We start from the raw sequence: 23,554 nt of genomic DNA, 5'->3' as shown, positions 1-23,554 counted from the left end.
GAATACCTCATTTCGGGTCTGATAGTCAAGACATTGTTTAAATGCGTCTTAGCTTATTAGGGATACTTTACCTTTTTGTTTGGGATTGTTCTAAATGTTTTACCAAAACATTTGAGGATAAAGGACCGTGTAAATGACTCCAGGGTAAAACCTGTTCTAAACGCCATTGTTGATGAACATAATAATCTAGAGGGGGAATTTGTCCTTTTAGTTCCTTAAAAGCCCGTTTATAACTGCCTAAAGAATCACCGTAGCCACGGGTTAATTCTAACAGGGAAGTTAAGCGGCGATCACCTCTAGATAATAGGGCTTGAATCACCGACCAATTATAACTCTCTGGTCGAAATTCTATGCCCTGTTTACCTAATTGTTTCTCTAGATATTTTAATCTTTTTTCGGCCATTTTATTCACTCCAAACCACTGAAAAGGAGTATGAGATTTAGGCACAAAGGTGCTGCAACCGAAAGAGATTCGCAGTCCAGAGGCGGCTTTTTTTAATGCTGTTAACATTTCCACAGTCGCCGCAATATCTTCGGTTTCTTCTCCCGGTATTCCCACCATACCATAGAGTTTTATCCCTTTTAAACCGCCCGCTTTGGCATTAATGGCAGCTTGGATAATTTCATCATTGACTAACTTTTTGTTGATAATTTCTCGTAGGCGATCAGAACCACTTTCTACGGCAATAGTAATTGATTTGGTGTCTCTTTGGGATAAAATTCTGGCTAATTTTTCCGTGACGGTATTAGTTCTAACTGAAGCGATCGAGAGTCTAACTCCCTCAAATTGTGGTTGAAAAAGATAATCGAGTAAGGTGTCAAATTCAGGATGTTGGCTGACGGAAGCACCTAATAAACCAAGGCGATCAGTCACTTTTAAACCTTTTTCAATGGCGGGAATCAGGGATTCTAAACTAGCGGTACGAAAGGGTAAAGTTAGATAACTAGCTAAACAAAAACGGCACATTTCTGGACAACTTCGCACCACCTCTACCATATAAATATTCTCCCATGCCGCTTGTTTTGTTACCACCGTAGAAGCTGAAAGGGTATTACTGCGATAGGTTTGTTTACTAACAAAGGCGGGAACATTATTATCTATGGGTAGAATTGCCGTAATTTCACCTTCAGGACTATCATAATTAACCGTATATAAACTAGGAACATACACCCCCGGAACCTGGGCTAAATGACGGAGTTTTGTCGGGCGATCAGCATTTCTAACCTCTTGATACGCATTAATAAAATCAGCAATTAAATTTTCACCATCTCCCAATAAAATTACATCAAAAAAAGCGGCAAAAGGTTCGGGATTAGCAGTTAAAACTGGCCCACCTCCGAAAATTATCGCTTGCTGATCTTGCCGTTGATGACTGTGGCAAGGAATTTCTAAAGATTCTAACAGCGAGAGGATATTAACATAGTCCAATTCCCAGGAAAAGGAAAAGCCAACTAATTCGGGATAACGGGGTAAAGATTCTTGAAAATCCGTAAATAAACGACTAACTTGTATATCCGATCGCAGGGCTAAAGTTGCCCAAACAATTTGATAACCTAAACTGGTTATACCGACGGAATACTGATTAGGAAAAGCAAAAATAGTTCTAATGGCATCACCGTTAGGGATTGCGGGAGTAAAGAGGAGTTTTTCGTCTTGTAAGATGGTCATTTCAGTTATCAGTTATCAGTTATCAGTTATCAGTTATCAGTTATCAGTTATCAGTGACTACCAGTAGTCTTCAGTAGCTTTTAATTTTCATTCTCTTGAAAGGGGAGACTTGTTACCTCTTGTTTTTGGTCATATATAAGTTTAATTTAATCGGGGGGTGAAGGGCAGGAAAATATCTCAATATACAGTTCTAGGATACTATCTCAGGTTATGATCCTAGGGAGTCGGTGGTCAAGAACAAATTCAAGTTATACTTCCTCCCTAGGGATAGCTATTGTATTTACAGCAGATTTTCTCTTATATCCTAGCAGCTTAACTAGGTGTCGATTTTATTCCTGAGTGCCGCTTTCAAGCAACTCTTGATCTCCTTCCCCCCAACCAAAACGAAATCTATGAATAATCCAGAAGAATACGTTATAATCATGGCGAAAATCCTAGATTTAACCATTCGCTATCGCTATTTAAATTCTGTGGTTGAAAACTGGCAACGCTTGCAAGAAATCGCCAGTTTAGTGACAGAATTTCCCTTAGAGGATGACGGGGAAAGCGCCCTCAGCTTTGAACCATGACTATTTCTGTGTGCAATTTAGCTCGATCGATCCAAAATCGTCAAACTAGCGCCTTAGAAGTTATTAGCCAGACTTTGGCAGTGATAGAGGCGAAAAATCGCCATTTAAATTGCTTTACCGACATTTTACAGCCTAGAGCGCTCGCTCAAGCCCAAAAAATCGATCAAGCGATCGCCAATGGGGAACCCGTCGGTGTCTTAGCAGGAGTCCCCTTCGCCGTCAAAAATCTCTTTGATATTGAGGGTATTGTCACCCTTGCTGGTTCCAAAATCAATCGAGATCACCCTGCCGCCGGACAAGATGCGATCGCTATTCAAACCCTAGAAGCAGCTGGGGCAGTTTTGGTGGGGGCGACCAATATGGATGAGTACGCCTACGGTTTTGTCACCGAAAATGCCCATTATGGGGCAACTCCCAACCCCCGCGATCCTAGTCGCGTCTCGGGGGGATCCTCCGGCGGTTCCGCCGCTGCCGTTGCCGCTAATTTAGTGCCTCTCGCCCTCGGTTCCGACACTAATGGTTCCGTGAGGGTTCCCGCCGCTTGCTGTGGCTTGGTGGGGCTAAAACCCACCTTTGGGCGCGTATCCCGTCAGGGCCTATTTTTGTTCGTTAGTAGTTTAGACCATCCGGGATTTTTTAGCGGCAATGTGGCGGATATGGCGGCTATTTGGAGTCTTTTTGCCAAAAATAACCTTAAAGCTTCTTTAAATGGCTTAGAGGGCGTAAAAATAGCCCTTGCCGACGATTATTTTCAGCAGGGAGCCGAACCGGAAGTATTCGAGGCGGTGACAGCGATCGCCGAACGTTTAGGAGTGACTAAAAAAATCACCATTCCCGAAACCGCCCGCGCCAGGGCAGCCGCCTATATAATTACCGCTGCAGAAGGAGCAAATTGGCATTTACCGCGTTTACAAACCAGATTAGAGGATTTTGACCCCGCAACCCGGGATCGCTTCTTGGCAGGGGCATTAATTCCCTCTAGCTGGTATTTACAGGCTCAACGTTTTCGCCGTTGGTATCGCGATCGTCTGCGAGAGATTTTCACCGAAGTCGATATTATCCTCACCCCGACAATTCCCTGTACTGCGCCGCCGTTAGGAGTAGAAAAAATGATTATTGACGGGCAAGAGCTATTAATTAGACCTAATTTAGGCAGATTCACCCAACCTTTTTCTTTTATCGGTTTACCTGCCCTTTCTTTGCCGATTAAACGTTCATCCCGGCTACCTTTAGGTTTACAAATCATCGCCGCACCCGATCGCGAAGACTTAATCCTAAGCGTAGCCATGGTTTTAGAGGAAATGCTCAAAGATATCCCGCACCAGTGAGATTTCAAGGGCTTACTTCCCCTTAAAATCCCTAATTTAGGCACTTATTAAGCGAAAAGGTCATTTTTCCAGTCTGATACCAAATACTGTTATTAAAGGCTGATTATTTATTCCTCCTGTTGCCTCTTGCCTCTTGCCTTTTGCCTATCCTGATATGTAGCCTATACTTAACGGATTTAGTCTGAGTAAACAATCTACTGGCTCGGAGACTCCTTTTCAATCACATCTAACCAAGCGGCGGCCGATCGCTCCCAGGTGTCAGTTAGGGCAATTTGACGACATCTTTCGCGCTCTTGGGCTAAAAGCTGGGGATTTTTCAGTAATTCGACAATTTTCCAGGCTATAGCTTCCTGAGTAGCCGGATCGGTTACTTCCCCCGGTACTTTCACACAGTAGTCCTTTTCTCGAAAAACAGCAAAATCCGTCACCACTGGCAGACAGCCCACCACTGCCGACTCGCGCACGGAAATACAATCGATCTCACGATAGGTGCAACCGTAGTAATGAATAGCAGAGCGCGCTTTTTCCTCGATTAGTTGACGATAACCCATCATTCCGCGATCAACTACCCCCGCACTAGCTTTAATCAAAGCGATTAAATTATCCCGCCATTCCTTGCGATCGCCATAGTCATCCCGTTTAGTAAAACCATAGTAGAGATGTAACTCGGCTGCGGGAATTGCCGCCTTGATAATCGGCCAGCCATGCTTTAACATTGACTCTAAGCCGCGATAATAACGAGAGGCATAGACTAGACGATAGGGAAGATACTCACTTTCCGGCACCGTCTCACTTACAGCCAAAAGGGAAGCATCAATACCATTAGGAACAATCGGACATTGATGATCGGGACAGAAATCCAGTAAATCCCGTTGATATTGGCTTTTACAGAAAATTTTGTCATATCTAGCCAAAATTTCGGGGGTATAGGAGGCTGCTGGCACTTTAATATCTTGCCAATCAAAAAAAATTCGTTCTGCCTTGGTACCAGGACGGCAATAGGTGGGATGACGAGAGATCACCAATGTCTCAAAGTGATCCTGCCAATTCATCTGGTAATAATTAACATAGCGAATACCGTCCTGTTCCCCTTCCATACCCTCACAATTGCCAAAAATCGTCACTTTATAGCCGCGTTTCGTCCATTCCTGCGCTAAAAAAGCCACCGATGCCTGTGTACCACTGGCCCCCCGTTGCCAAATTTCCGCCGGAAGCATGGGACGATATTTTTCTGTGTAAATAACGATCGATTTTTTCGGCCAACGACGGGCGCTCAAACGCTGTTTAATTTGAAATAGGGAAGGTGCGCTGGCTCGTAGCCATTGTTTGAGATTAGATTGTAGGGATGGAGTAGCTTGTGACACTCTTTTTCTCCAAGATCGAGGGAAAATAGGGGCGATGGGTGATAGAGTCTTAGTTCCTTGTATTTAACTCGATTTCTCGACTCAGTAGAACAATTCGAGCCTATCATATAATTAGGTTCAAGTCAAAAATCAATCTTTTTATTGCCAGCTATCGACAAGGAAATCTATGAAAATTGTCATCCCGATCGTGTTTTATCGCAAAGGAGGAGTAGAAAGAGTCATTATCTCTTTAATACCTAGCTTATTAGAATACGTCGAACAAATTATTATCGTCCTCCCTCGTAATGACATTGAATATTTTAAGTCTTTAATGCCCGATTCCGATAAACTTATCTACGAGGATTTTGCTTTTTATCCCCAGAGTTTTGAGCCAAAATTAATCTATTTTTATGGTCTTCTAGCGAATTTTTATAAAACCCTAAGACTGACTTCTATTCATCGTCTTTTCTCTCGTAGAATTGAACTTTTACGCATCGAGACAAGAATTAATCAGATTATCAAGCGTTACCAAGCTGATCACTGTTTGTATGGAATGACTAATCGGATTTCTCCTCCCAATGTCAAGGTTACTTTAAGTGGCATTATTTATGATGTCTTTTGGCAATTTGCTCCCTTAACTTACTCAGAATCCTATCAAGAACCCTACAATGAAGCGTTAAAAGAATGGTTAGATCGGGCCGATCTACTCTTCACAATTTCCCAAAAAACTAAAGACGATGTTTTAAAAGTTTTTCCCAATGCTACCTATGCTAGTAAGTTAAAAGCTGTACCCTTAGCGGGATTTGTTGAGCAGTCTAATCCCAAGAGTGATTTAGTCAAAAGTGAGCTAGTTACTTTTTATTTTCCCTCCTCCTTTGGTATCTACAAAGATCATCTGACTTTGCTCAAAGCAGCCATTAAACTAGCGAAACAAGGTTTAAAATTTCAAATAGTTTTTATTGGTAAAGAAACCGATAATCTAGTTAGTGGAAATTTGCAATTATCTCAACAGTCCAAAACCCAAGAATACCAAGATTACCTCCAAGAATGTACCCGACTTTATCTGGAAAATCAAGAAATTTTCCAGAGTCATTTCAAGGGATTAGGTTATCAAGACTATGAAACCTTGCAATTTTATTATCAAACCTGTTACTGTGTGGTATTTCCCTCAAAATACGAAGGTTTTGGATTAGCAATAGCGGAAGCCATTTTACAAGGTATTCCCGTTATCGCTTCCGATTTAGAAGTGTTTCAAGAACAGGTGGAATTATATAATTGTCCTGAAAGAGTGCAATTCTATCCTAGGGGAGATGCGGAAAGTTTAGCTAATTGTTTAGAACAATTTATCCTCAATCCAATTCCTCGCTTGTTACCCGAAGATATCCCCAATAGAGTTAATCTCTGGACTTGGGAAGATGTGGCAAAAAAATATGTAGAACTACTGAAAGAAAATGCAGGTTACTGATCTCTATATCTACCCGATTAAATCCTGTCGAGGTATTCAATTATCCCAAGCTGAAGTGACTCCTAAAGGTTTACTCTGGGATCGGGAAATGATGTTAGTAGATGGCAAGGGTAAATTTATCACTCAAAGAGAATATCCGCAATTAGCCAGGGTTTCTGTCACGATGACAGGAGATAAATTTTCTCTAAAAACATCTCAAGATTCCCTAACTTTTCAGCCTAATTTCACAGGAGAAAAAAGAGCGGTTCAAATCTGGGAATCTCAAACCCTAGCCATGGATCAAGGGGATGAAATCGCCGAATGGTTCGAGAAAATTCTCGACATTCCCTGTCGTTTAGTGCGACAATCTCCCGATTATCCACGTCCTGCGAATCCTCGCTATGCGGGGAACGATCATACTCCCGTCAGCTTTGCCGATGGTTATCCAATTTTATTAACTAATACTGCTTCTTTAGAGGACTTAAATCGGCGTTTAGTCGCACCGGTGCCGATGAATCGTTTTCGGCCTAATCTTGTTATTAGTAGCGATCGAGCTTTTAGCGAAAGTAGTTGGCAAAAGATCACAATTGGAGAGATAAATTATGCTCTGGTTAAACCCTGTAGTCGCTGTATTATCACCACCACCGATCAAGAAACAGGTAGGAGAAATCCCCAGCAAGAACCTTTAAAAACCTTAAGCACTTTTCGCAGTTTCCCCGGAGGCATCATGTTCGGAGAAAATGTCATCCCCGAAAAGACAGGTACAATTAAAGTCGGCGATCCTATTACCGTAATCTAGGGAAATGGGGTTATCAGTTATCAGTTATCAGTTATCAGTTATCAGATGTGAGTTTTCAGTTCACTGATTAAGTACCTAAGCAAAATTAATTACACATATCTAACCCCGCTCTTGCCTTTTGCCTTTTGCCTCTTGCCTATCTTCACTAGGAAATTAATTTTGCACGACTACTTACTGTTCACTGTTCACAGCAAAAAACTCCCCACTCCCCACTGATAACTGTGCGGGCATCAAGGTTAAGATAAATAACCATAAGAACAATACTTGACTAGAGACACTGAAACCATGCCCCTTGATACCGCATCGATTTTAGAAGTATTACGTCCCGTTCAAGATCCGGAACTGCAAAAAAGCCTAGTGGAATTGAACATGATCCGCAATGTGGCGATCGATGGCGGAAAAGTCAGCTTTACCCTAGTTTTGACCACTCCTGCCTGTCCTTTGCGCGAATTTATCGTGGAAGACTGCCAAAAAGCCGTTAAACAGCTGCCCGGTGTGGAAAGTGTCGCTGTGGACGTAACTGCCGAAACCCCGCAACAAAAAGCTTTACCCGATCGCCAAGGTGTGGAGGGGGTTAAAAATATTATCGCCGTTTCCAGTGGTAAGGGCGGTGTGGGAAAAAGTACCGTGGCTGTCAATATCGCCGTCGCCTTGGCTCATTTAGGGGCAAAAGTGGGGCTATTAGACGCGGACATCTACGGCCCCAACGCCCCGACAATGTTGGGCTTAAATGACGCACAAGTGACGGTACAGGGCGCAAATGGCGAGATATTGGAACCCGCTTTCAACCATGGCATCAAAATGGTTTCCATGGGCTTTTTGATCAACCCCGATCAACCGGTAATCTGGCGCGGTCCGATGTTAAACGGCATTATCCGTCAGTTTCTCTATCAAGTCAATTGGGGCGATTTAGACTATTTAATCGTCGATATGCCTCCCGGTACCGGGGATGCACAATTAACTTTAATTCAATCGGTCCCCCTAGCGGGTGCGGTGATTGTCACCACTCCCCAGACGGTTTCTTTAATTGATGCGCGTCGGGGTTTAAAAATGTTCCAACAGCTAGGGGCGCGGGTTTTGGGTATCGTGGAAAATATGAGTTATTTTATCCCCCCAGATCAGCCCGATCGCTCCTATGATCTATTTGGGTCCGGTGGTGGGGAAAAAACCTCGCAAGAATTGGGCGTTCCTTTACTGGGATGTGTGCCTCTGGAGATATCCCTCCGGGAGGGCGGTGATACTGGCGTACCAGTGGTTTTGGGGCAACCGGAATCGGCCTCAGCTAAAGCCCTGATAGCGATCGCTCGTCAGGTGGCGGCGAAAGTATCCCTAGCAGCCTATAGTTAGGGTTTGCGGCAAAAAGTTTTTCCTGGGGGCAGGGTGTGGCCCCCCCAACCCCCCCGACATCGGGGGGGCAGGGTGTAGGGTGTAGGGTGTTACCCATTTTCAGGGAAAAAGTCCCTAAATTTTCCCCCCGATCACTCCAATGGCCGGTACTTTTGGATTTCAAAAAGGTCTAAAAGTCTTATCGAACAATGTTTTTAGATTTATTGAGCAAACCCTAGTTAGTTAGTAAATGTGGGGAGAGAAATGGTGAGAAGACAGTCCCTTATTAGTAGGAAACTAAGGGGTTTTAATGAGCGGTTTAGCTTCATTTTCCGGGATATAGCCCAAATTGATTGGCTTTTGTTCGTTTTGGTGACGGGTTTAACCGTTTTCGGTGGTTTAATGATTCGTAGTGCCGAAAGGAACACCACTGCTCTCGATTGGTGGCAACACTGGTTATTCGGGGCCGGGGGAGTGGCGATCGCTTTATTTCTGGCCCGTTGTCGTTACGAAAGTCTGCTGAAATGGCACTGGTTAACCTATCTTCTCACCAATCTCTCCCTAATTGCGGTAATTGTCCTAGGGGTGACGGCGAATGGGGCGCAAAGTTGGATTAATATCGGCAGTTTTAACGTGCAACCGTCGGAATTTGCCAAGGTAGGTTTAATTATCACCCTGGCAGCCCTCCTACATCATCGTCCCGCCGATAATCTTTTTGCGATCGCTCGTGTCTTTGCCGTCACTGCCATCCCCTGGGTGTTAATTATGGCGCAGCCGGACCTGGGGACGGGATTAGTCTTTGGGGCAATTACCCTAGGCATGATTTACTGGGCTAATGCGAAACTGCCTTGGATGATTATCCTCTTATCTCCCCTCCCATCGGTTTTTCTGTTTAATTTACTTTTTCCTGCTTGGATTGTTTTAGCAATTATCATCGCTGTCCTTGCTTGGTTTACCCTTCCCTACCGTTTTGTATCTACTTTCATCGTGGTGGCAACTAATCTGGCAGTGGGTAAATTAGGCGAGGTTTTTTGGGGTTTATTAAAAGAATATCAAAAAGATCGTTTAACCCTATTTCTTGACCCAGAAAAGAATCCTTTGGGGGGAGGTTATCAATTAATTCAATCCCGCATTGCCATCGGATCGGGAGAATTATTGGGACGGGGATTACACCAAGGCACCCAAACCCAATTAAATTTTATTCCCGAACAACACACCGATTTTATCTTCTCCGTAGTCGGGGAAGAATTCGGTTTTGTCGGCAGTATTTTGGTTTTAATAACTTTCTGGTTAATCTGTTGGCGTTTGTTAGTCATTGCTAATACTGCCAAAGAAAACTTCGGTTCTTTAATAGCGATCGGTGTTCTCTCGATGATCGCTTTTCAGGCAATTCTTAATATTAGCATGACCGTGGGATTAGCCCCGATTACAGGGATTCCTCTACCCTGGTTAAGTTATGGACGTTCATCTTTATTAACCAATTTTATCGCCCTGGGTTTAGTGGAATCCGTGGCTAATTATCGACCCCGTAAGCGTTTGTACTAAGTAGAGCGATTTTATAGTCTTTTAAGTAATTAATCATTCATCATGAGTGCCAATCCAATACCAATAAATGTGATCGGATTCCAAGAAACCCAATGCACGATAGTTGAGGCTAATACGCGCTGAATAAATCGGTTGTCGATGACTCACTTTTTTGAATTGAATACTATTATGATACGGATCTTTTTGCCAAAGTTGATAAGCTTTAGCTGCCTGTTCTTGAGTTGAGATCGGTAACTGTTCGAGTTGTTTACGAAAAGACTGGGTGATGCTAGATTTCATTCGGGAAAAATTTGATTCAAGAGAACAGTTTTACTATTCCTAATTTCTTGGCGCACCATCTCGGCCATCTTATCCCACTTATCATCGGTTGTTTTGTTAAAGCTAGTTTCCCACTGTTGTTCGTCCTGTACTTCTGCCAATAGCCTAGATGCAATCGCGTCTTCTTGATTGGGAGACAGTTTTTCAATTTCGGCGATCGCCTGTTGCCATAGTTCCGTCATAATCAATTGAAAAATAAAATTTACTATGCCACTTTAGATACTGTTTACTGGTCACTGAAAAACCCCCGTCTCTCAATCTCCGTCATCCTCAAAATGATTAGCTAGTAGGAATTTTTGACTGGTATTCAACTCTTGCCAAAGCTGGTTAATTTTCTCGTAAGCTTCCGTGGAGGTAAGCTTTCCCCCAGTGTGTAAACCAGCGATAAAAGAGACTCTCAGGGCGAATTCCTGCAAGTTAGCGTTAAAAACCAGATTTTGTGGCGTGAATAAACCCCTGTAGCTGGTTTTAGGGTAGAGAAAGTTATCTTTAGAATTGAATTTTTCCATTGTTACCGACCCCCCAGTATAGGATACCTACATTATTATATGTTTAACCTTTTGTTAACCCAAGCTTAACCTAAGAATTTAAACCTGTCTCTAGATTCTAGAAGAGTAGCTGCTGAACTTGATTAGCTGCCGCTATCCCAGAAGTTAAGGCCGTTTCTAGGGAAGAATTTCTCGATAAATCTCCCCCTTGACACCAATCACCACAGGCAACCAGAGGTAAAGGACTATTAACACTTAAACAGGGTACAGCTAAACCCTGACGGACTAAAGCATAACGCCAACGGTGCAGCTGAGACCAATCCGGGAGAGGCAAAGAAGCACGAGAGAGCAAATCTAGCTTAACTGCTTCCAAATCCTCGCTATCGAGATATTTAACCGCAAAATCGGCACTACTATGCACAACAAAGACATAATCAGGGGATGATTGCCGTTTACTGCTATCAAGTCCTAACCAAGCGATGGCGGTGGAGGGAGTAACTGCGGGTAAAGAATCCCCATAACCTGCCATTACCGTTAAACAGGGATCGTAAACGATTGATCGCAATTCTGGCATAGTAGTTATATGAGAGTTTTCTAACAATAACGCTGCTTGCGGGGCGGGAATAGCCAAGACAATCACCGAAAACTCTCCCCGAATTTGACCGTTATTGTTTAAAACCCATTTTTCTTGACGATTTTCCAGACGAGTAACCAGAAAATCTCGTTCAATTTCTAAACCTTTAGCTAAAAATTTCGCCACGCTATTGATGCCAGAAGAAGCAACATAGCTAGAATCAAACCAAGAAGTAACTAGATTCTCTCTCAGGAGATTATCAATTAAAGCCGCCGTTTTTTCCCCCTGAACAGTCAAAAAAGGCAAGCCATGATCCACAGCCATCTCTTGATTAGCTCGGTTAACCCGTCGTGTGGCTAAACGACCACCAATGCCTCTAGACTTATCAAATAGCTTAACAGTATAACCTCGATCACACAACTGACGAGCGCAGGTTAACCCAGCTAAACCCGCACCAATGATCCCAACCTTAATCGAAAAATTTGTCACTAGCCTTCCTAATCCTGTGAACCCTTGAGTTAATATTATTAGTAATCGGCACTAGCGAAACTGATTTAATTATTGGGGCTGAGGAGGACAAACCACATTGGACGAACTACGCACAGCTTTGGAGTTAGCCACCGAGGAGGAACTACAGCAAATCACTAACATCCTCTTTTGCCGTCGTTTTAACCCCCTCGATTATCTACGAGCGCCGGACGCAATCGCCGTTCAAAGTCAAGATTGGGAAAGTTGGTTAGATAGCGTCGAGGATCGTTTTCGTTATCTGGCTGCCGATGGTGTGACAGTATTAAAAGGTCAAACCGAAAAAGTTAGTTATCGTCAAATTCTCGTCCGTGTCTGTCATTTCCTCAAGGTTCCCTACTCCCAAAAAATGCCGACAACGGAAATTGAAGCGGAAATCTATCTTCATCTCGTTAACAAAGCGTGGAAACGTCTCCCCCCATCGGAACAAAAATCCCTCTCGATTCAAATTCAAAAGGCACTCGCGGATTCCCGCACTCCCCAACCCTTACCCGTTCACCTACAACACAATCCCCTCGATATTGTCCTGAAAGGTAGTAGCGTAATTGCGGTTAATTCTCTCCTAAAACCGATTCTGCTCAAACATATCGCCGGGCAGTTCGCTCTCCATTTTGTCCGCTATCAAGGGGCAAAAACTGCCGTAGTCCAGGGTGGGGCAATTGTTAATCAAATCGCCCTACAAACGGCTAAACAGGGCATGACTAGGGCGGCGGCCCGCTACGGAGCGGTCAGAACCGTGTTAAGTTTGGTAGGACCGGCTTTATGGGGTTGGTTTATTGCTGATCTCGGTTGGAAAGCGATCGCCACTGATTACGGCCGGATTATCCCGACTATTTTTGCCCTTGCCCAAATTCGTCTGACTCGTGAGGATTGTTGGCAACCTGCCTAGCATGAAAAAGATTTTTTGTCAAGGGTGGGAGTGGAATTTAATACTTTTTTCAGTTTTTATCGCCATGATCCTGCCGGAGTTGGCGGGTATCGGCATTATTATCGTGTTAATTAGGGTTTTTACCGGCAATTTTCGGGCAATTATCCAGTCACGTCTTAATCAAGGTCTCGGTGTCGTCACTCTTTGGTTGATGATTAGTGCCAGTCTTTCCCCAACTCCGGGGGATGCTTGGATTGGTTTAGGAAATTTTCTGCCTTTTTTCTTCTTTTTTAGCAATATTCGGCAATTAATTAAAAAACCCTCTCAATTGCGTCAACTAGCTTGGGTGATGGTTATTCCCTCGGTTTGGGTAGTGGTGATGGGATGGGGACAAATTTTTCTCGGTTGGCAAAAACCGGAAGCATTAAAAGGGATTTTTACCTGGCCCTACGGAGCGGGGGGCGAACCTTTAGGGCGAATGTCTTCGGTTTTTATGTATGCTAATCTTTTGGGGGCTTATTTACTGATAACTCTGATTTTAGCGATCGGTTTATTAATTCTAACTTGGCGGCAGTGGCACAGACAAAGAAATAACCTTTTAAATCTCAAAATCGGGTTTTTAACTTTAACTATATTTATCGACAGTGTAGGGCTGTTTTTAAGCAATTCTCGCAATGCTTGGGCCTTAGCCTTTTTAGGTTGCCTAATTTTCGCCCTTTATCTGGGTTGGAATGCCTTAGTCGCTGGTTTTGTCCTCTTGGGAGGGGTGATTTCCCTTGCTTCTTGGGGACCAAATCCTTTCAGGGATAGTCTGCGTTTTTTGGTTCCTAGGGCGATTTGGGCGCGATTATCCGATGAAATGTTCCCCAATCGCCCTCTAGCGACTCTCAGATCAACTCAATGGCGTTTTACTCTAGAAATGACCCAAGAAAGACCCCTATTCGGTTGGGGATTACGCAGTTTTACACCTCTCTACGAAAAAAGTCAGGGATTATGGTTAGGTCATCCCCATAATTTATATTTGATGTTAATGGCAGAAACGGGAATTATTGGCTTAATTTTATTGTCTGTTTGGGTGGGTTGGATTTATGCCCAAGGGTGGCGTTTATTTATCTTTCTAAGGCAACAAAAAGCCGGGGGTGAGTTAATTATCTTTACCTATCTGGTGGCCTTTGGTGCTTGCGTTTTATTTAATCTCGTCGATGTCACCCTCTCCGATGTCAAGATTAATACTATTGTTTGGTTTCTCTTGGCTGCTATTGCTGGGGTCAGTCAAGGGATAAATTATGAATTATGAAGTGGGAAGTGGGGAATTGGGGAATTGGGGAAGTGGGGTGTGGGGTGTGGGGTGTGGGGTGTGACCCCCCCAACCCCCCCGACATCGGGGGGGGAGTGGGGTGTGGGGTGTGGGGTGTGGGAATTGGGGAAGTGGGGAAGTGGGGAATTGGGGTGTAGGGTGTAGGGTGTAGGGTGTAGGGTGTGGGGAGAATAAATAAAATAATCTCCTGAATCCTGAATCCTGAATCCTGAATCCTGACTCCTGAATCCTGAATCCTGAATCCTGAATCCTGAATCCTGAATCCTGACTCCTGAATCCTGACTCCTGACTCCTGACTCCTGACTTCTAACCCAATTTTGGACAAAGATAAGCAAAAATTATTTATTGACTCCACAAACTTGAGAATATTTAAATTAACATTCCGCAATATTTACAAATTCTTAAGAATTAATTGAGAAAGATTTTTATTTAACAACGATGTTATGATGGTTACAGCGATTTTACTGAATTTCATAATGGGTTATTCTGTGCTTTTTTGGACAGCAACGGTTGAAACCCTTGCCACACCTACAAGGTGATCCTAATTAGGACGGGTAAATCAGTCAATTTCACCCACAACGATGATCTTTTTTTTGTGTAGTTTTATTGCAAAAAAAAAGTTTTTTTGACAAAAAGCACAAAGTATGATATGAACCAACGTATTTCTGGCTGCCAGTAGTTATTGCAGAGTGGGAGTTGTGGAGAAGGGATAAGGGAGTGCTGGAGCATTTTCAGTCAACAGTTAACAAAACGAAAACTTCGCACCTCACCATTAAGATAACTGCTATATAGCGGTTCTCACATCTGTGTGGCATACTTAAACCTTTGCCGATTAAGCTTTTCAACATAGATAATGTACCTCTTGCGAACAGGAAACGCTATAAATAGACTTTTAATAACCAAAGAAAGAAAGGAATAGTCAGAAAACTAGCAAGGGTAGTGACCACAACTGTGCGGGCCATTAAAGTAGCCGAACCACCGAATTCTGTGACTAAAATGACGGTATTAACGGCGGTGGGCATGGCACTCTGTAGGATGAGAATTTTTATATCCATACCAGTTAATCCTAAACTATTGCCGATGGCAACTGCCAAAAGAGGAGCGACTAAAAGACGCAAACAGGCCCCTAATAATTCTAATTTACCGATCGCTAATTTTTGCTGAGATAATTGGATACCTAGGATAATTAAAGCCAAAGGAATTGCCGCTTGTCCTAGATAGCTAATACTTTTATCTAATTGCAGGGGAAGATGAAAAGAGAAAGTTTGAAAGCTAATGCCGATAAAAATTGACCAGATTAAGGGCAATTGAAAAACTAAGCGAAATCCTGAAAGAAAGCTTTTTCCTTGCAAATAAGCGGGACTAATACCAAATAAAAGAATACTAGAGCCAATCATATAGATTATCGCTCTTTCCAGTCCGGCCGCACCCAGGGCAAAACTAGCCACAGGTAAACCCATATTACCGTTATTGGGCATCACAGCGGCAGCCATGAGGCTTTTGCGGGTATCAGCATCGAGACTAAGACAAGAGGCGATAATTTCGACGACAATCACCATTACCAGTGAAATAAGGGCAAAGCCTAGGAGAATTAAGCCGATATTGCTGCCGGATAAAGTGGTGCGATAGAGTCCATCAATCACCAAAGCGGGAGCAAGAATATACACCGTGATTTGGGAAAGGGAATGCACTTCAACAGTGAGAATTTTTCCTGCTATCACACCGATGAGGATGATAAAACCCACTGGAATAATAGCGGAGAGGATGACAAGCATTAATCAGGTAAAAAGTAAATAGTAAACAGAAAAAAACTGATCTGATTTTTTAACAGATTTCTGTTATATCTTCATATAAAGATTTGATCGCACAGTGAAAATCGATACTAGCTAGATAAATATCTGCTCCTTTGCTGTAGGGATAAAGAACCCAGAATCCTTCGTCATTGCGACGAAAACAATCCACACTGATGCGTTCTTGACTGATAAGAACGTATTCTTCTAAAGTTTCAAGGGAACGATAGTCGGCAAATTTATCGCCCCAGTCAAAGGCAGCAGTAGTGGGGGATAATACTTCTACAACCAAGCGCGGATAACGGATAAAATCTTCCGAGAAAGACTGATTATCTCGCGAGTCGCAAGTAACTACAAGATCGGGATAAAAATAACTATTAGCTATTTCTAGACGAACTTTCATAGCTGTGGCATAGACAAGACAACCACTACCCCGCAGTCGGTTTTTTAAAAGTGTGGCTAAGTTGATAATAATCATACCATGGGCTTTACTTGCACCAGCCATGGCGTAGGTTTGACCGCGAATGTATTCGTGTTTATCCTTGGCTATTCTCTCCGTTGCTAAATAATCTTCCGGGGAAAGATAGTTATGGTCAAAGTTAGCAATCATTTGGTTAAATCACCTTTATTATCTCTAAAATCAATTCTAACTCTCGATCGAGGAGCGGTACATTTTAAAAATTTTTCTGACAAACACCTGCAAATTTTGCCAGTTGCTCGGCAAATTGTTGAGCTAATTGACCGGCTCGGACAATATCTAGTAAAAAAGCCTTATCCCGCCACATAAATCACTTGTGCTGTCTCTAAAATCTCTCGTTGACGAATCCAATTATGACTCTGCTCGATCGATTTTTTCGTTAGCAAATCAACTTTCCGTCCCAATAAATTCTCTAATTCCCGTTTCATCCTCGAAAACTCCAGAAGTCCCCAAGAAACACTATCTTGGAAACTGACCAGTATATCAATATCGCTATCTGGACGAAAATCTTCCCGCAAAACCGATCCGAATAAACACATTTCAGATATCTGCCATTTCTGACAAAATTCGCTGATTATTTGCTGGGGTAGTTCTATTTTCAATTTTTTCACCTCCCTGTCACCGGTAATCAGTGATCGGTTTTCAGATTTAAGGAGAATTATCGCTAACAACACGAAAACCGATATCATAGAGTCCAGCAGTAGCCAAAAATTTGACCCGGTAGGCCGAGCGACATTTGTTAGGGCCGTCATTCCAGGAACCCCCGCGTAAAACTCGTCTGTCCCTATCTTCTATTGTGGCTGCTTCGTAGTTATCGCGCCAGTAATCTGCACACCATTCCCTGACATTTCCGTGCAGGTCGTAGAGTCCGAAAGGGTTAGCGACGGCAAACATTCCCACTGGTGTGGTTTCTCTGCGATCGCTGCCTAGGGAACCTTCCCCATAACGACCAGAACTGCACACTTTCCCGCCATAATCCCAGTCCACCCCGGAATAGTTGGCTAAATCAGTGGAAATTGTCGGGCCGAAGTGAAAGGGGGTTGATGTACCTCCCCGACAAGCGTATTCCCATTCTTTTTCTGCGGGTAAACGATAATTCAGTCCCGTGAGACGGGATAGGCGATCGCAAAATTCCACCGCTTCCCACCAGTTAATTTGTTCTATGGGGCGATCGTAACCTTCAAAATGGGCCGGATAGGGATTAAGTTCAATATTTACCGGTTCTAATTTTGCCACCTCGCGCCATTGTCGTTGGGTAATTGGGTAGCGACTCAGACAAAAAGCCTGAACATTAACCGGAGATTGGGGACTTTGACTCGATTTCCAGCCTAACTCGCTTTTGGGCGCACCGATGAGGTATTGACCGCTAGGGATAGAAATCATTTCTAAAAAGGTTTTTTTGCTTAAAAAATATTTATAACCTCGATTAGTGACTTTTTCCCGTTTAATTTCCTCACCTTTGCCATTAACAGTGACCACCTCATCGGTAAAATCTAACCATTCTCCCATTCTGCACCCCTCTATCGGTTATCGGTTGATCGGGTTAAGCTGCGGGCCTAGAAAAATCTCGCAACCTACCAGTTTAAGAATAACAAGACTTCGATCGATCACCTAGAGACTGTTCGTATTGGCGACAAGGGTGGGAAAAGGGTTTGATCGATTATGTATAGCTGATTACAAATCAGCCGGTCGCCGGTTCAAATCCCATGGAACAACTTTTGAGTCAAGACCTAATCTAGCAGCGTGATTGCTCTAAAATAAGGTCATCGCCCGATCAGTATATAGCAATGACCTTAATCGCTGTCATCGATTACGACATGGGAAATCTGCACTCTGCCTGTAAAGGACTGGAAACCGTGGGTGCAGTGCCGAAAATTACCGATTCTCCCCTCGATCTGGAAAAAGCTGACGCTATTGTCTTACCCGGAGTCGGTTCTTTTGATCCTGCCGTCCGGCAAATTCGCAGCCGTCATCTAGAAAAACCAATCAAAGCGGCGATCGCTAATGGTAAACCCTTTCTCGGTATCTGTCTCGGTTTACAAATTCTCTTTGACTCATCGGAGGAAGGTCAAGAGGCGGGTTTAGGGATTATTCCGGGGACAGTGCGCCGTTTTCGCTCGGAACCAGGCATTACCATTCCCCATATAGGTTGGAATCAATTAGACTTCACCCAGCCGGATCATGCTCTTTGGCAGGGATTACCTAAGCATCCTCACGTCTATTTTGTCCATTCCTATTATGTTGATCCCCTTGATAGTCATCTGACTGCCGCCACCGTCACCCACGGCAGTCAAACGGTGACGGCAGCGATCGCTCGTGAGCGTTTGGTGGCGGTGCAGTTTCACCCCGAAAAATCCTCAACTAATGGCTTAAAAATTCTGGCTAACTTTGTTGAACAGGTGCAAAAATTAGCTTTAGTCTCCTAAATAAGCCTTTAAAACCCGCTCGTTTTTTTGGATTTCGCTGGGAATGCCATCGGCTAAATTTGTCCCTTCTGCTAATACCCAAACGTAGTGACAAAGGGACATAATCACATCCATATTATGCTCGATAATTAAAAAGGTAATTCCCTGACGATTCCATTCAATAATATGGTCGCTGATTTGACCGATTAAAGTGGGATTAACTCCGGCGGCCGGTTCATCTAATAAAATTAATTTTGGCTCGGTCATTAGCGCTCGGCCAATCTCTAATAATTTACGCTGTCCTCCCGATAAAGCCCCCGCATAATCGTGCGCTTTTTCCCCCAGACCGATCGAATCTAATATGTCCAAAGCTTTGGCACGATTTTCCTGTTCCTGTTGGCGAATTTTTGCCCCCTGAAACCAGACTTTGAGAAAATTTTCGCCCGTTTGCCCCGGACTAGCTAAGAGCATATTTTCTAACACCGTTAATCGGGATAATACCCTTGCTACTTGAAAAGTTCTCACACATCCTTTCAGGGCAATTTGATAGGGAGGCAGCTGATGAATGGGCTGACCATCAAGAAAAACTTCTCCTTTATCTGGGCGAATAAAATTAGATAAAAGGTTAAAAAGTGTGGTTTTGCCGGCTCCATTTGGCCCGATTAACCCGGTGATGCTGCCCTGCGGCACGTCCAAATAAGCATTATTGACGGCGCGAATGCCTCCAAAACTTTTCGATAATCCTTTGGCAGAAAGTAACATATATGAATTATGAATTATGAATTATGAAGTGTTATCAGTTAACAGTAAACGGTGAACAGTAATCGATGAACTGAAAACTGAAAACTGAAAACTGAAAACTGATAACTGATAACTGAAAACTGAAAACTGAAAACTGAAAACTGAAAACTGATAACTGATAACTGATAACTGATAACTGATAACTGATAACTGATAACTGATAACTGAAATTATTTTCCCAAAGTTAACTCCTCTTTTTTGCCGAGGATACCCTGGGGGCGCCAGATCATTAAAACCATGAGCAGCAGACCGATAATCATAATCCGTAAAGCCCCTAATTGGCTATCATTAAAAATATCTAATTGGGGCAGAATAAAGCGAGTCAGGGAATCGTAAGCCCAGAAAATTACTGCTCCTAGTAAGGTGCCGGCATTGCTACCAGAGCCACCGAGAATGATAATAATCCAAGCGTTAAAAGTCAATAACGGCTCAAAATTAGTCGGGTAAATAGTGGTTAATTGCCATGCTAAAAAAGCCCCGGCTAAACCAGCGATCGCACCGCCTAACATCAAAGATTGTAACTTATACCAAAAGACATTTTTTCCCAAGGCCCGGGGAATTTCTTCATCTTCCCGGATAGCTTTGAGGATGCGTCCCCAAGGCGATCGCAAAAGTAATTCTAAACCAGTATAAACGAGAGCGAGGAGGACTAAAACTACCACCATCAGCCCCGCTTTATAATTATAGTCATTCAAGGCAATTACGCCGTTTATATACAGAAAAAGCAGTATTATCGCCCCTAACAACCCCCAAAAGATTAAAGCTCTCTTTTGCGTCGGTTGATAGCTTTTACCGCTAATTTGTCCGGCTTCGCGCCATTGTCGTTGCAGATTGCGCCCCAATTGCCAGAGAGCAAAGATAGCAAGCAGGGTAAACAGGGCAATAATTAATAATTTGACGGGAAAACTGGGATTTATATCCAAAGGTAGGGGATAACGTTGTAGTCCGAAACTACCCTTCGTTAACCAATCCTCGTTAAGCACCAGCAAACGAATTAACTCAGACACCCCGATGGTGACAATCGCTAGATAATCGGCCCTTAATCTCAGGGTGGAAAAACCGATAGCCAATCCCAACAATGCCCCTAGGAGCGCCCCGACAATGGCGGCAAAAATCATCGGTACACCCTGTAAAGTTAATAAAACCGTTGCATAAGCCCCTAAAGTGGCAAAAGCAACGTGACCAAAGTTAATTAAGCCAGTAAATCCCCATTGTAGATTTAAACCGAGGGCAAAAATCGCGTAAATACCCGCCCAAATTGTCAGGGAAACCAAATAATCTGTCATGTTATGGCAATTATCTTAATAGTGAGGTACACAGTTGTCGGTTTCGGGAGTCAGGAGCCAGAAGTCAGGAGTCAGGAATCAGGAGACGATGCCCAATCCAGTTATACTTCATACTTATGAGAAACGCTATAACTCAAAAACGATCTTCAAGGTAAAAAGTAAAAAAGGGGTTGGGAGTGGGGGAGCGCCGGAGTTGGGGAGAAAAAAGCTGAAAACTCACATCTGATCAGTGATCACTGATCACTGAAAAGGCTGATAGCTAACTGCTAGTATAATATCAGTTACAACCGCCTCTGTAGCTTGATGGACAATTGTGACGAGCGGAGGGTGCTAGGCTATTAATAACGAAAAAACCTTGTCCTGTTGATTTCTATGCCTCTTTTGATTCTAATTGCCGATGATGACCCCGGTATCCGCCTAGCGGTCAAAGACTATTTAGAATTAGCAGGTTATAGTGTGGTAGCGGCGAGTAATGGTTTGGAAGCTTTGAATTTATTGGATACCTATCATCCCCATCTTTTGGTATCGGATATCAAAATGCCGCGTTTAGACGGCTATTCTTTGGTGACTAAGGTGCGGCAACAGCCAGAATTTAGGTTATTACCAGTAATTTTTTTAACCGAAAGAGGGTCAACAGAGGAAAGAATTCGCGGTTATCAAGTGGGTTGTGATATCTATCTTCCTAAACCTTTTGAGATGGAGGAATTAAAAGCAGTTATTCGCAATCTTTTAGAGCGATCGCAAATGGTGCAAAGTGAACGTCAATATCAGAAATTAAAACCAGAAGAAAGTCCCAAAACTAGGGATGTTTTAACTTCTTCTTTACAGGACGATTTTAAGTTAACTAATCGCGAGCGGGAAGTGTTAGAACATTTAGCCCGGGGACTTTCTAATATTGAAATTGGGCAAAAACTGCATCTTAGTTCTCGCACGATCGAGAAATATGTTAGCAGTTTACTCAGAAAAACAACTACTAACAATCGCGCCGAATTGGTGCGTTTTTCCCTCGAACACAGATTAATCGATTAGCTGGAAGAAAAAACTTAAATTTTGTTTTTTACGTCCTCCAAAAGACTGCCACAGGAGTCTAAAAGTAGCTCGATTACGCGGTCAAAACCTTCACGACCACCGTAGTAGGGATCGGGAACTTCTTTTTCTGGGTGATAACGGGCATAGTCACACATTAACTTGACCTTTTCTTGATATTTTCCTGTCCGATCTAGGGATAAAATATCTTGATAATTGGATTTATCCATGGCTAAGATTAGATCAAAATTCTCGAAATCCTCGCGGGTAAATTGTCTAGCTGTCCCTTGCAGAGGAATACCGCGTTTTTTGGCCGCCGTATTCATGCGAGAATCGGGAGGAGAACCGATATGATAACCGGCAGTTCCCGCGGAATCACAGAGGATTTTATTGCTTAATCCTTCTTGTTCAATCAGATAAGTCATGATATTCTCGGCAGCGGGAGAACGACAGATATTTCCTAAACAGACGAAGAGTAGTTTATAGGGCATAAATTGACTGGTAGAATCATCACTAAATTGCCAATTATAGGGCATTTTTAACATCCCGATAAAGATTTATCCTCAAAAAACTCCTCGCTGTCCATTAACCTAATTTTGGCTAATCCCAAGCTTTCTAAATAATCTTGCCACCCTTGGGGGGTATCTTCGATCGCTAATAATCCTAATACCCTAGCTACGTCTGCTACCCAGGGTAGGGTATGAATTCTATAACCCTGCCAGTTTACCTCTAAGGATAACCAAGCGGGAATCTCTTGGGGGTTAAATTGTTGGGAGGCAAGATAATCAGCTTGAAAGCAGTAAATCCGAGGTGGTTTTTGACTCTCTAACAAGGGTAAACACTCCTTCTAATCTGGACATTAATCTCTTTCCCCATATTTTAGGGGAACCTCAGCATAATTTTTGTTAAATATGAACTTCTCTTGTCAAGAAATGGTTAAAAAACAACTGATAACTAGGCCGAGTTTCCCCAAGGTAATTTACCCTTAATTCTCCCCTAAGCGAGGACGAATAATTAAATAAATTGCCGGACCGATTAGAGGCAATAGGGAAATTACCGGCAACAGGAAAGGATTTTTTAATCCCCGTCGGGTTAGATCATCTTGCAGCAAAATTGGACATAATAGGGTTAAAAGACAGAAATCTAAACTCATAACATGAATAAAACGGCTAGTTTGCCACTGATGCCAAAAATCAGACCAATTGCCGTTAATTAATCCGTAAGCGATTAAAATTGCCGCAGTAATTAGGGCAATTACTCCCAACCAAGGTGAGTCTAAAAGTTTAATGACCAGATTTTTTTTACCAGTAAAATTGCTATTAGGTTGACGGAGAGTTAGATAGGGTAAAATAGCGAAAGCACCCACAGCAAAGGAGGCAAAAGCAAAGGGCCAAGCGATGATTTTTTGGTCACGACCATCGATAATTAAAAGGCTAGTGTAGATAATTGGCCAAACTCCCATCAGGTTAAAAAGAGCAATAATTAACGGGTTGATATCTTGCCATTTCCCAGTGGAAAGATCGATAATTAAATTCACTGTATCTGGTTGATCGGGGGGCGCTAGTAAAAAAGCGTATAATCCGAAGCCTAACCACAGTAAACCGAGAATAATTTTTGTTAACATGGGAGTAGATAATTAGGTTAATTGAGTAAT

The 23,554-nt window shown here is 43.0% G+C and carries 25 protein-coding genes; 10 read left to right on the top strand and 15 right to left on the bottom strand.

The features are described from left to right. Window positions 1-67 precede the first annotated feature (67 nt). A complete protein-coding gene (locus RAM70_RS04710; protein ID WP_312672504.1) occupies window positions 68-1,669 on the bottom strand; it encodes a B12-binding domain-containing radical SAM protein in 1,602 nt (533 codons plus the stop codon). A gap of 392 nt (window positions 1,670-2,061) precedes the next feature. Between RAM70_RS04710 and RAM70_RS04705 the strand changes: the two genes are divergently transcribed. Both RAM70_RS04705 and RAM70_RS04700 read left to right on the top strand, forming a co-directional pair. Further along, window positions 2,062-2,238 (top strand): DUF4089 domain-containing protein, encoded by a 177-nt coding sequence (locus RAM70_RS04705; protein ID WP_312672502.1) that lies wholly within the window; start codon window positions 2,062-2,064, stop codon window positions 2,236-2,238. Next, window positions 2,235-3,566 carry an AtzE family amidohydrolase gene (locus RAM70_RS04700; protein ID WP_312672500.1) on the top strand — a complete coding sequence of 444 codons (1,332 nt, stop codon included), beginning with the start codon at window positions 2,235-2,237 and terminating at the stop codon, window positions 3,564-3,566. The genes RAM70_RS04705 and RAM70_RS04700 overlap by 4 nt, the downstream gene beginning before the upstream one ends. Window positions 3,567-3,760: 194 nt before the next feature. On the opposite strand, the gene RAM70_RS04695 is transcribed toward RAM70_RS04700, so the two are convergent. After that, on the bottom strand, window positions 3,761-4,930 hold the full coding sequence (locus RAM70_RS04695) for a glycosyltransferase family protein (RefSeq protein ID WP_045361566.1): 1,170 nt from the start codon (window positions 4,928-4,930) through the stop codon (window positions 3,761-3,763). A 166-nt stretch (window positions 4,931-5,096) separates the two neighbouring features. Here RAM70_RS04695 and RAM70_RS04690 point away from each other — a divergent pair, with 166 nt between their 5' ends. From RAM70_RS04690 to rodA, 4 genes are all read left to right on the top strand, one after another. Continuing rightward, on the top strand, window positions 5,097-6,374 hold the full coding sequence (locus tag RAM70_RS04690; protein WP_045361563.1) for a glycosyltransferase: 1,278 nt from the start codon (window positions 5,097-5,099) through the stop codon (window positions 6,372-6,374). Further along, window positions 6,361-7,152: an MOSC domain-containing protein gene (locus RAM70_RS04685; RefSeq protein WP_045361560.1), complete on the top strand. Its 792-nt coding sequence runs from the start codon at window positions 6,361-6,363 to the stop codon at window positions 7,150-7,152. The genes RAM70_RS04690 and RAM70_RS04685 overlap by 14 nt, the downstream gene beginning before the upstream one ends. A 285-nt stretch (window positions 7,153-7,437) precedes the next feature. Beyond that, a complete protein-coding gene (locus tag RAM70_RS04680; protein WP_045361557.1) occupies window positions 7,438-8,499 on the top strand; it encodes an Mrp/NBP35 family ATP-binding protein in 1,062 nt (353 codons plus the stop codon). 243 nt (window positions 8,500-8,742) lie between these two features. Then, window positions 8,743-10,023 (top strand): rod shape-determining protein RodA, encoded by a 1,281-nt coding sequence (gene rodA, locus RAM70_RS04675; RefSeq protein WP_287998608.1) that lies wholly within the window; start codon window positions 8,743-8,745, stop codon window positions 10,021-10,023. A gap of 33 nt (window positions 10,024-10,056) precedes the next feature. On the opposite strand, the gene RAM70_RS04670 is transcribed toward rodA, so the two are convergent. The 4 genes from RAM70_RS04670 to RAM70_RS04655 form a co-directional block, all read right to left on the bottom strand. Further along, window positions 10,057-10,302: a type II toxin-antitoxin system RelE family toxin gene (locus tag RAM70_RS04670; RefSeq protein ID WP_045361551.1), complete on the bottom strand. Its 246-nt coding sequence runs from the start codon at window positions 10,300-10,302 to the stop codon at window positions 10,057-10,059. Further along, complete coding sequence (locus RAM70_RS04665; protein ID WP_045361548.1) at window positions 10,299-10,523, bottom strand: hypothetical protein; 225 nt, start codon at window positions 10,521-10,523, stop codon at window positions 10,299-10,301. The genes RAM70_RS04670 and RAM70_RS04665 overlap by 4 nt, the downstream gene beginning before the upstream one ends. Window positions 10,524-10,595: 72 nt before the next feature. Further along, the gene (locus tag RAM70_RS04660; protein WP_002771824.1) at window positions 10,596-10,850 is read right to left on the bottom strand and encodes a DUF7219 family protein; all 255 of its coding nucleotides are present in this window, start codon (window positions 10,848-10,850) and stop codon (window positions 10,596-10,598) included. Window positions 10,851-10,947: 97 nt separating this feature from the next. Beyond that, the gene (locus RAM70_RS04655; RefSeq protein WP_312672495.1) at window positions 10,948-11,892 is read right to left on the bottom strand and encodes an NAD(P)/FAD-dependent oxidoreductase; all 945 of its coding nucleotides are present in this window, start codon (window positions 11,890-11,892) and stop codon (window positions 10,948-10,950) included. A 97-nt stretch (window positions 11,893-11,989) separates the two neighbouring features. Between RAM70_RS04655 and RAM70_RS04650 the strand changes: the two genes are divergently transcribed. After that, a complete protein-coding gene (locus RAM70_RS04650) occupies window positions 11,990-12,817 on the top strand; it encodes a YaaW family protein (RefSeq protein WP_312672493.1) in 828 nt (275 codons plus the stop codon). A 1-nt stretch (window position 12,818) separates the two neighbouring features. Beyond that, window positions 12,819-14,093, top strand: coding sequence for an O-antigen ligase family protein (locus RAM70_RS04645; protein WP_312672491.1), 1,275 nt, complete (start codon window positions 12,819-12,821; stop codon window positions 14,091-14,093). Window positions 14,094-14,992: 899 nt separating this feature from the next. Here RAM70_RS04645 and RAM70_RS04640 read toward each other — a convergent pair. The 4 genes from RAM70_RS04640 to RAM70_RS04625 all read right to left on the bottom strand — a co-directional run bounded on the left by RAM70_RS04640 (window position 14,993) and on the right by RAM70_RS04625 (window position 17,891). After that, a complete protein-coding gene (locus tag RAM70_RS04640) occupies window positions 14,993-15,889 on the bottom strand; it encodes an AEC family transporter (RefSeq protein ID WP_312672489.1) in 897 nt (298 codons plus the stop codon). A 49-nt stretch (window positions 15,890-15,938) separates the two neighbouring features. After that, on the bottom strand, window positions 15,939-16,514 hold the full coding sequence (locus RAM70_RS04635) for a Uma2 family endonuclease (protein ID WP_312672487.1): 576 nt from the start codon (window positions 16,512-16,514) through the stop codon (window positions 15,939-15,941). A 161-nt stretch (window positions 16,515-16,675) separates the two neighbouring features. Then, window positions 16,676-16,984 carry a nucleotidyltransferase family protein gene (locus RAM70_RS04630; RefSeq protein ID WP_024970637.1) on the bottom strand — a complete coding sequence of 103 codons (309 nt, stop codon included), beginning with the start codon at window positions 16,982-16,984 and terminating at the stop codon, window positions 16,676-16,678. A 46-nt stretch (window positions 16,985-17,030) separates the two neighbouring features. Next, window positions 17,031-17,891 (bottom strand): formylglycine-generating enzyme family protein, encoded by an 861-nt coding sequence (locus RAM70_RS04625; protein WP_312672485.1) that lies wholly within the window; start codon window positions 17,889-17,891, stop codon window positions 17,031-17,033. Window positions 17,892-18,169: 278 nt separating this feature from the next. On the opposite strand from RAM70_RS04625, the gene hisH reads away from it, so the two are divergent. Then, window positions 18,170-18,808: an imidazole glycerol phosphate synthase subunit HisH gene (gene hisH, locus RAM70_RS04620; protein WP_190380519.1), complete on the top strand. Its 639-nt coding sequence runs from the start codon at window positions 18,170-18,172 to the stop codon at window positions 18,806-18,808. Here the strand turns inward: hisH and RAM70_RS04615 are convergent. Both RAM70_RS04615 and RAM70_RS04610 read right to left on the bottom strand, forming a co-directional pair. Continuing rightward, a complete protein-coding gene (locus RAM70_RS04615; RefSeq protein WP_002802598.1) occupies window positions 18,797-19,549 on the bottom strand; it encodes an ABC transporter ATP-binding protein in 753 nt (250 codons plus the stop codon). The two genes, hisH and RAM70_RS04615, sit on opposite strands and share 12 nt — an antisense overlap. Before the next feature lie 209 nt (window positions 19,550-19,758). Beyond that, window positions 19,759-20,874, bottom strand: coding sequence for a branched-chain amino acid ABC transporter permease (locus RAM70_RS04610; protein WP_002742401.1), 1,116 nt, complete (start codon window positions 20,872-20,874; stop codon window positions 19,759-19,761). A 372-nt stretch (window positions 20,875-21,246) separates the two neighbouring features. On the opposite strand from RAM70_RS04610, the gene RAM70_RS04605 reads away from it, so the two are divergent. Next, complete coding sequence (locus RAM70_RS04605; RefSeq protein ID WP_190380518.1) at window positions 21,247-21,903, top strand: response regulator transcription factor; 657 nt, start codon at window positions 21,247-21,249, stop codon at window positions 21,901-21,903. 14 nt (window positions 21,904-21,917) lie between these two features. On the opposite strand, the gene RAM70_RS04600 is transcribed toward RAM70_RS04605, so the two are convergent. The 3 genes from RAM70_RS04600 to RAM70_RS04590 all read right to left on the bottom strand — a co-directional run bounded on the left by RAM70_RS04600 (window position 21,918) and on the right by RAM70_RS04590 (window position 23,524). Beyond that, window positions 21,918-22,436 carry a low molecular weight protein-tyrosine-phosphatase gene (locus RAM70_RS04600; RefSeq protein ID WP_287998580.1) on the bottom strand — a complete coding sequence of 173 codons (519 nt, stop codon included), beginning with the start codon at window positions 22,434-22,436 and terminating at the stop codon, window positions 21,918-21,920. A 2-nt stretch (window positions 22,437-22,438) separates the two neighbouring features. After that, window positions 22,439-22,732, bottom strand: coding sequence for a hypothetical protein (locus tag RAM70_RS04595; RefSeq protein WP_002733401.1), 294 nt, complete (start codon window positions 22,730-22,732; stop codon window positions 22,439-22,441). Window positions 22,733-22,885: 153 nt separating this feature from the next. After that, window positions 22,886-23,524 carry a DUF2834 domain-containing protein gene (locus tag RAM70_RS04590; protein WP_287998577.1) on the bottom strand — a complete coding sequence of 213 codons (639 nt, stop codon included), beginning with the start codon at window positions 23,522-23,524 and terminating at the stop codon, window positions 22,886-22,888. Between the last annotated feature and the right edge of the window lie 30 nt (window positions 23,525-23,554).

Origin of the sequence: Microcystis wesenbergii NRERC-220 (assembly GCF_032027425.1) — a bacterium.
GTDB lineage: Bacteria > Cyanobacteriota > Cyanobacteriia > Cyanobacteriales > Microcystaceae > Microcystis > Microcystis wesenbergii_A.
This window is presented reverse-complemented; position numbering and strand designations above follow the sequence as displayed.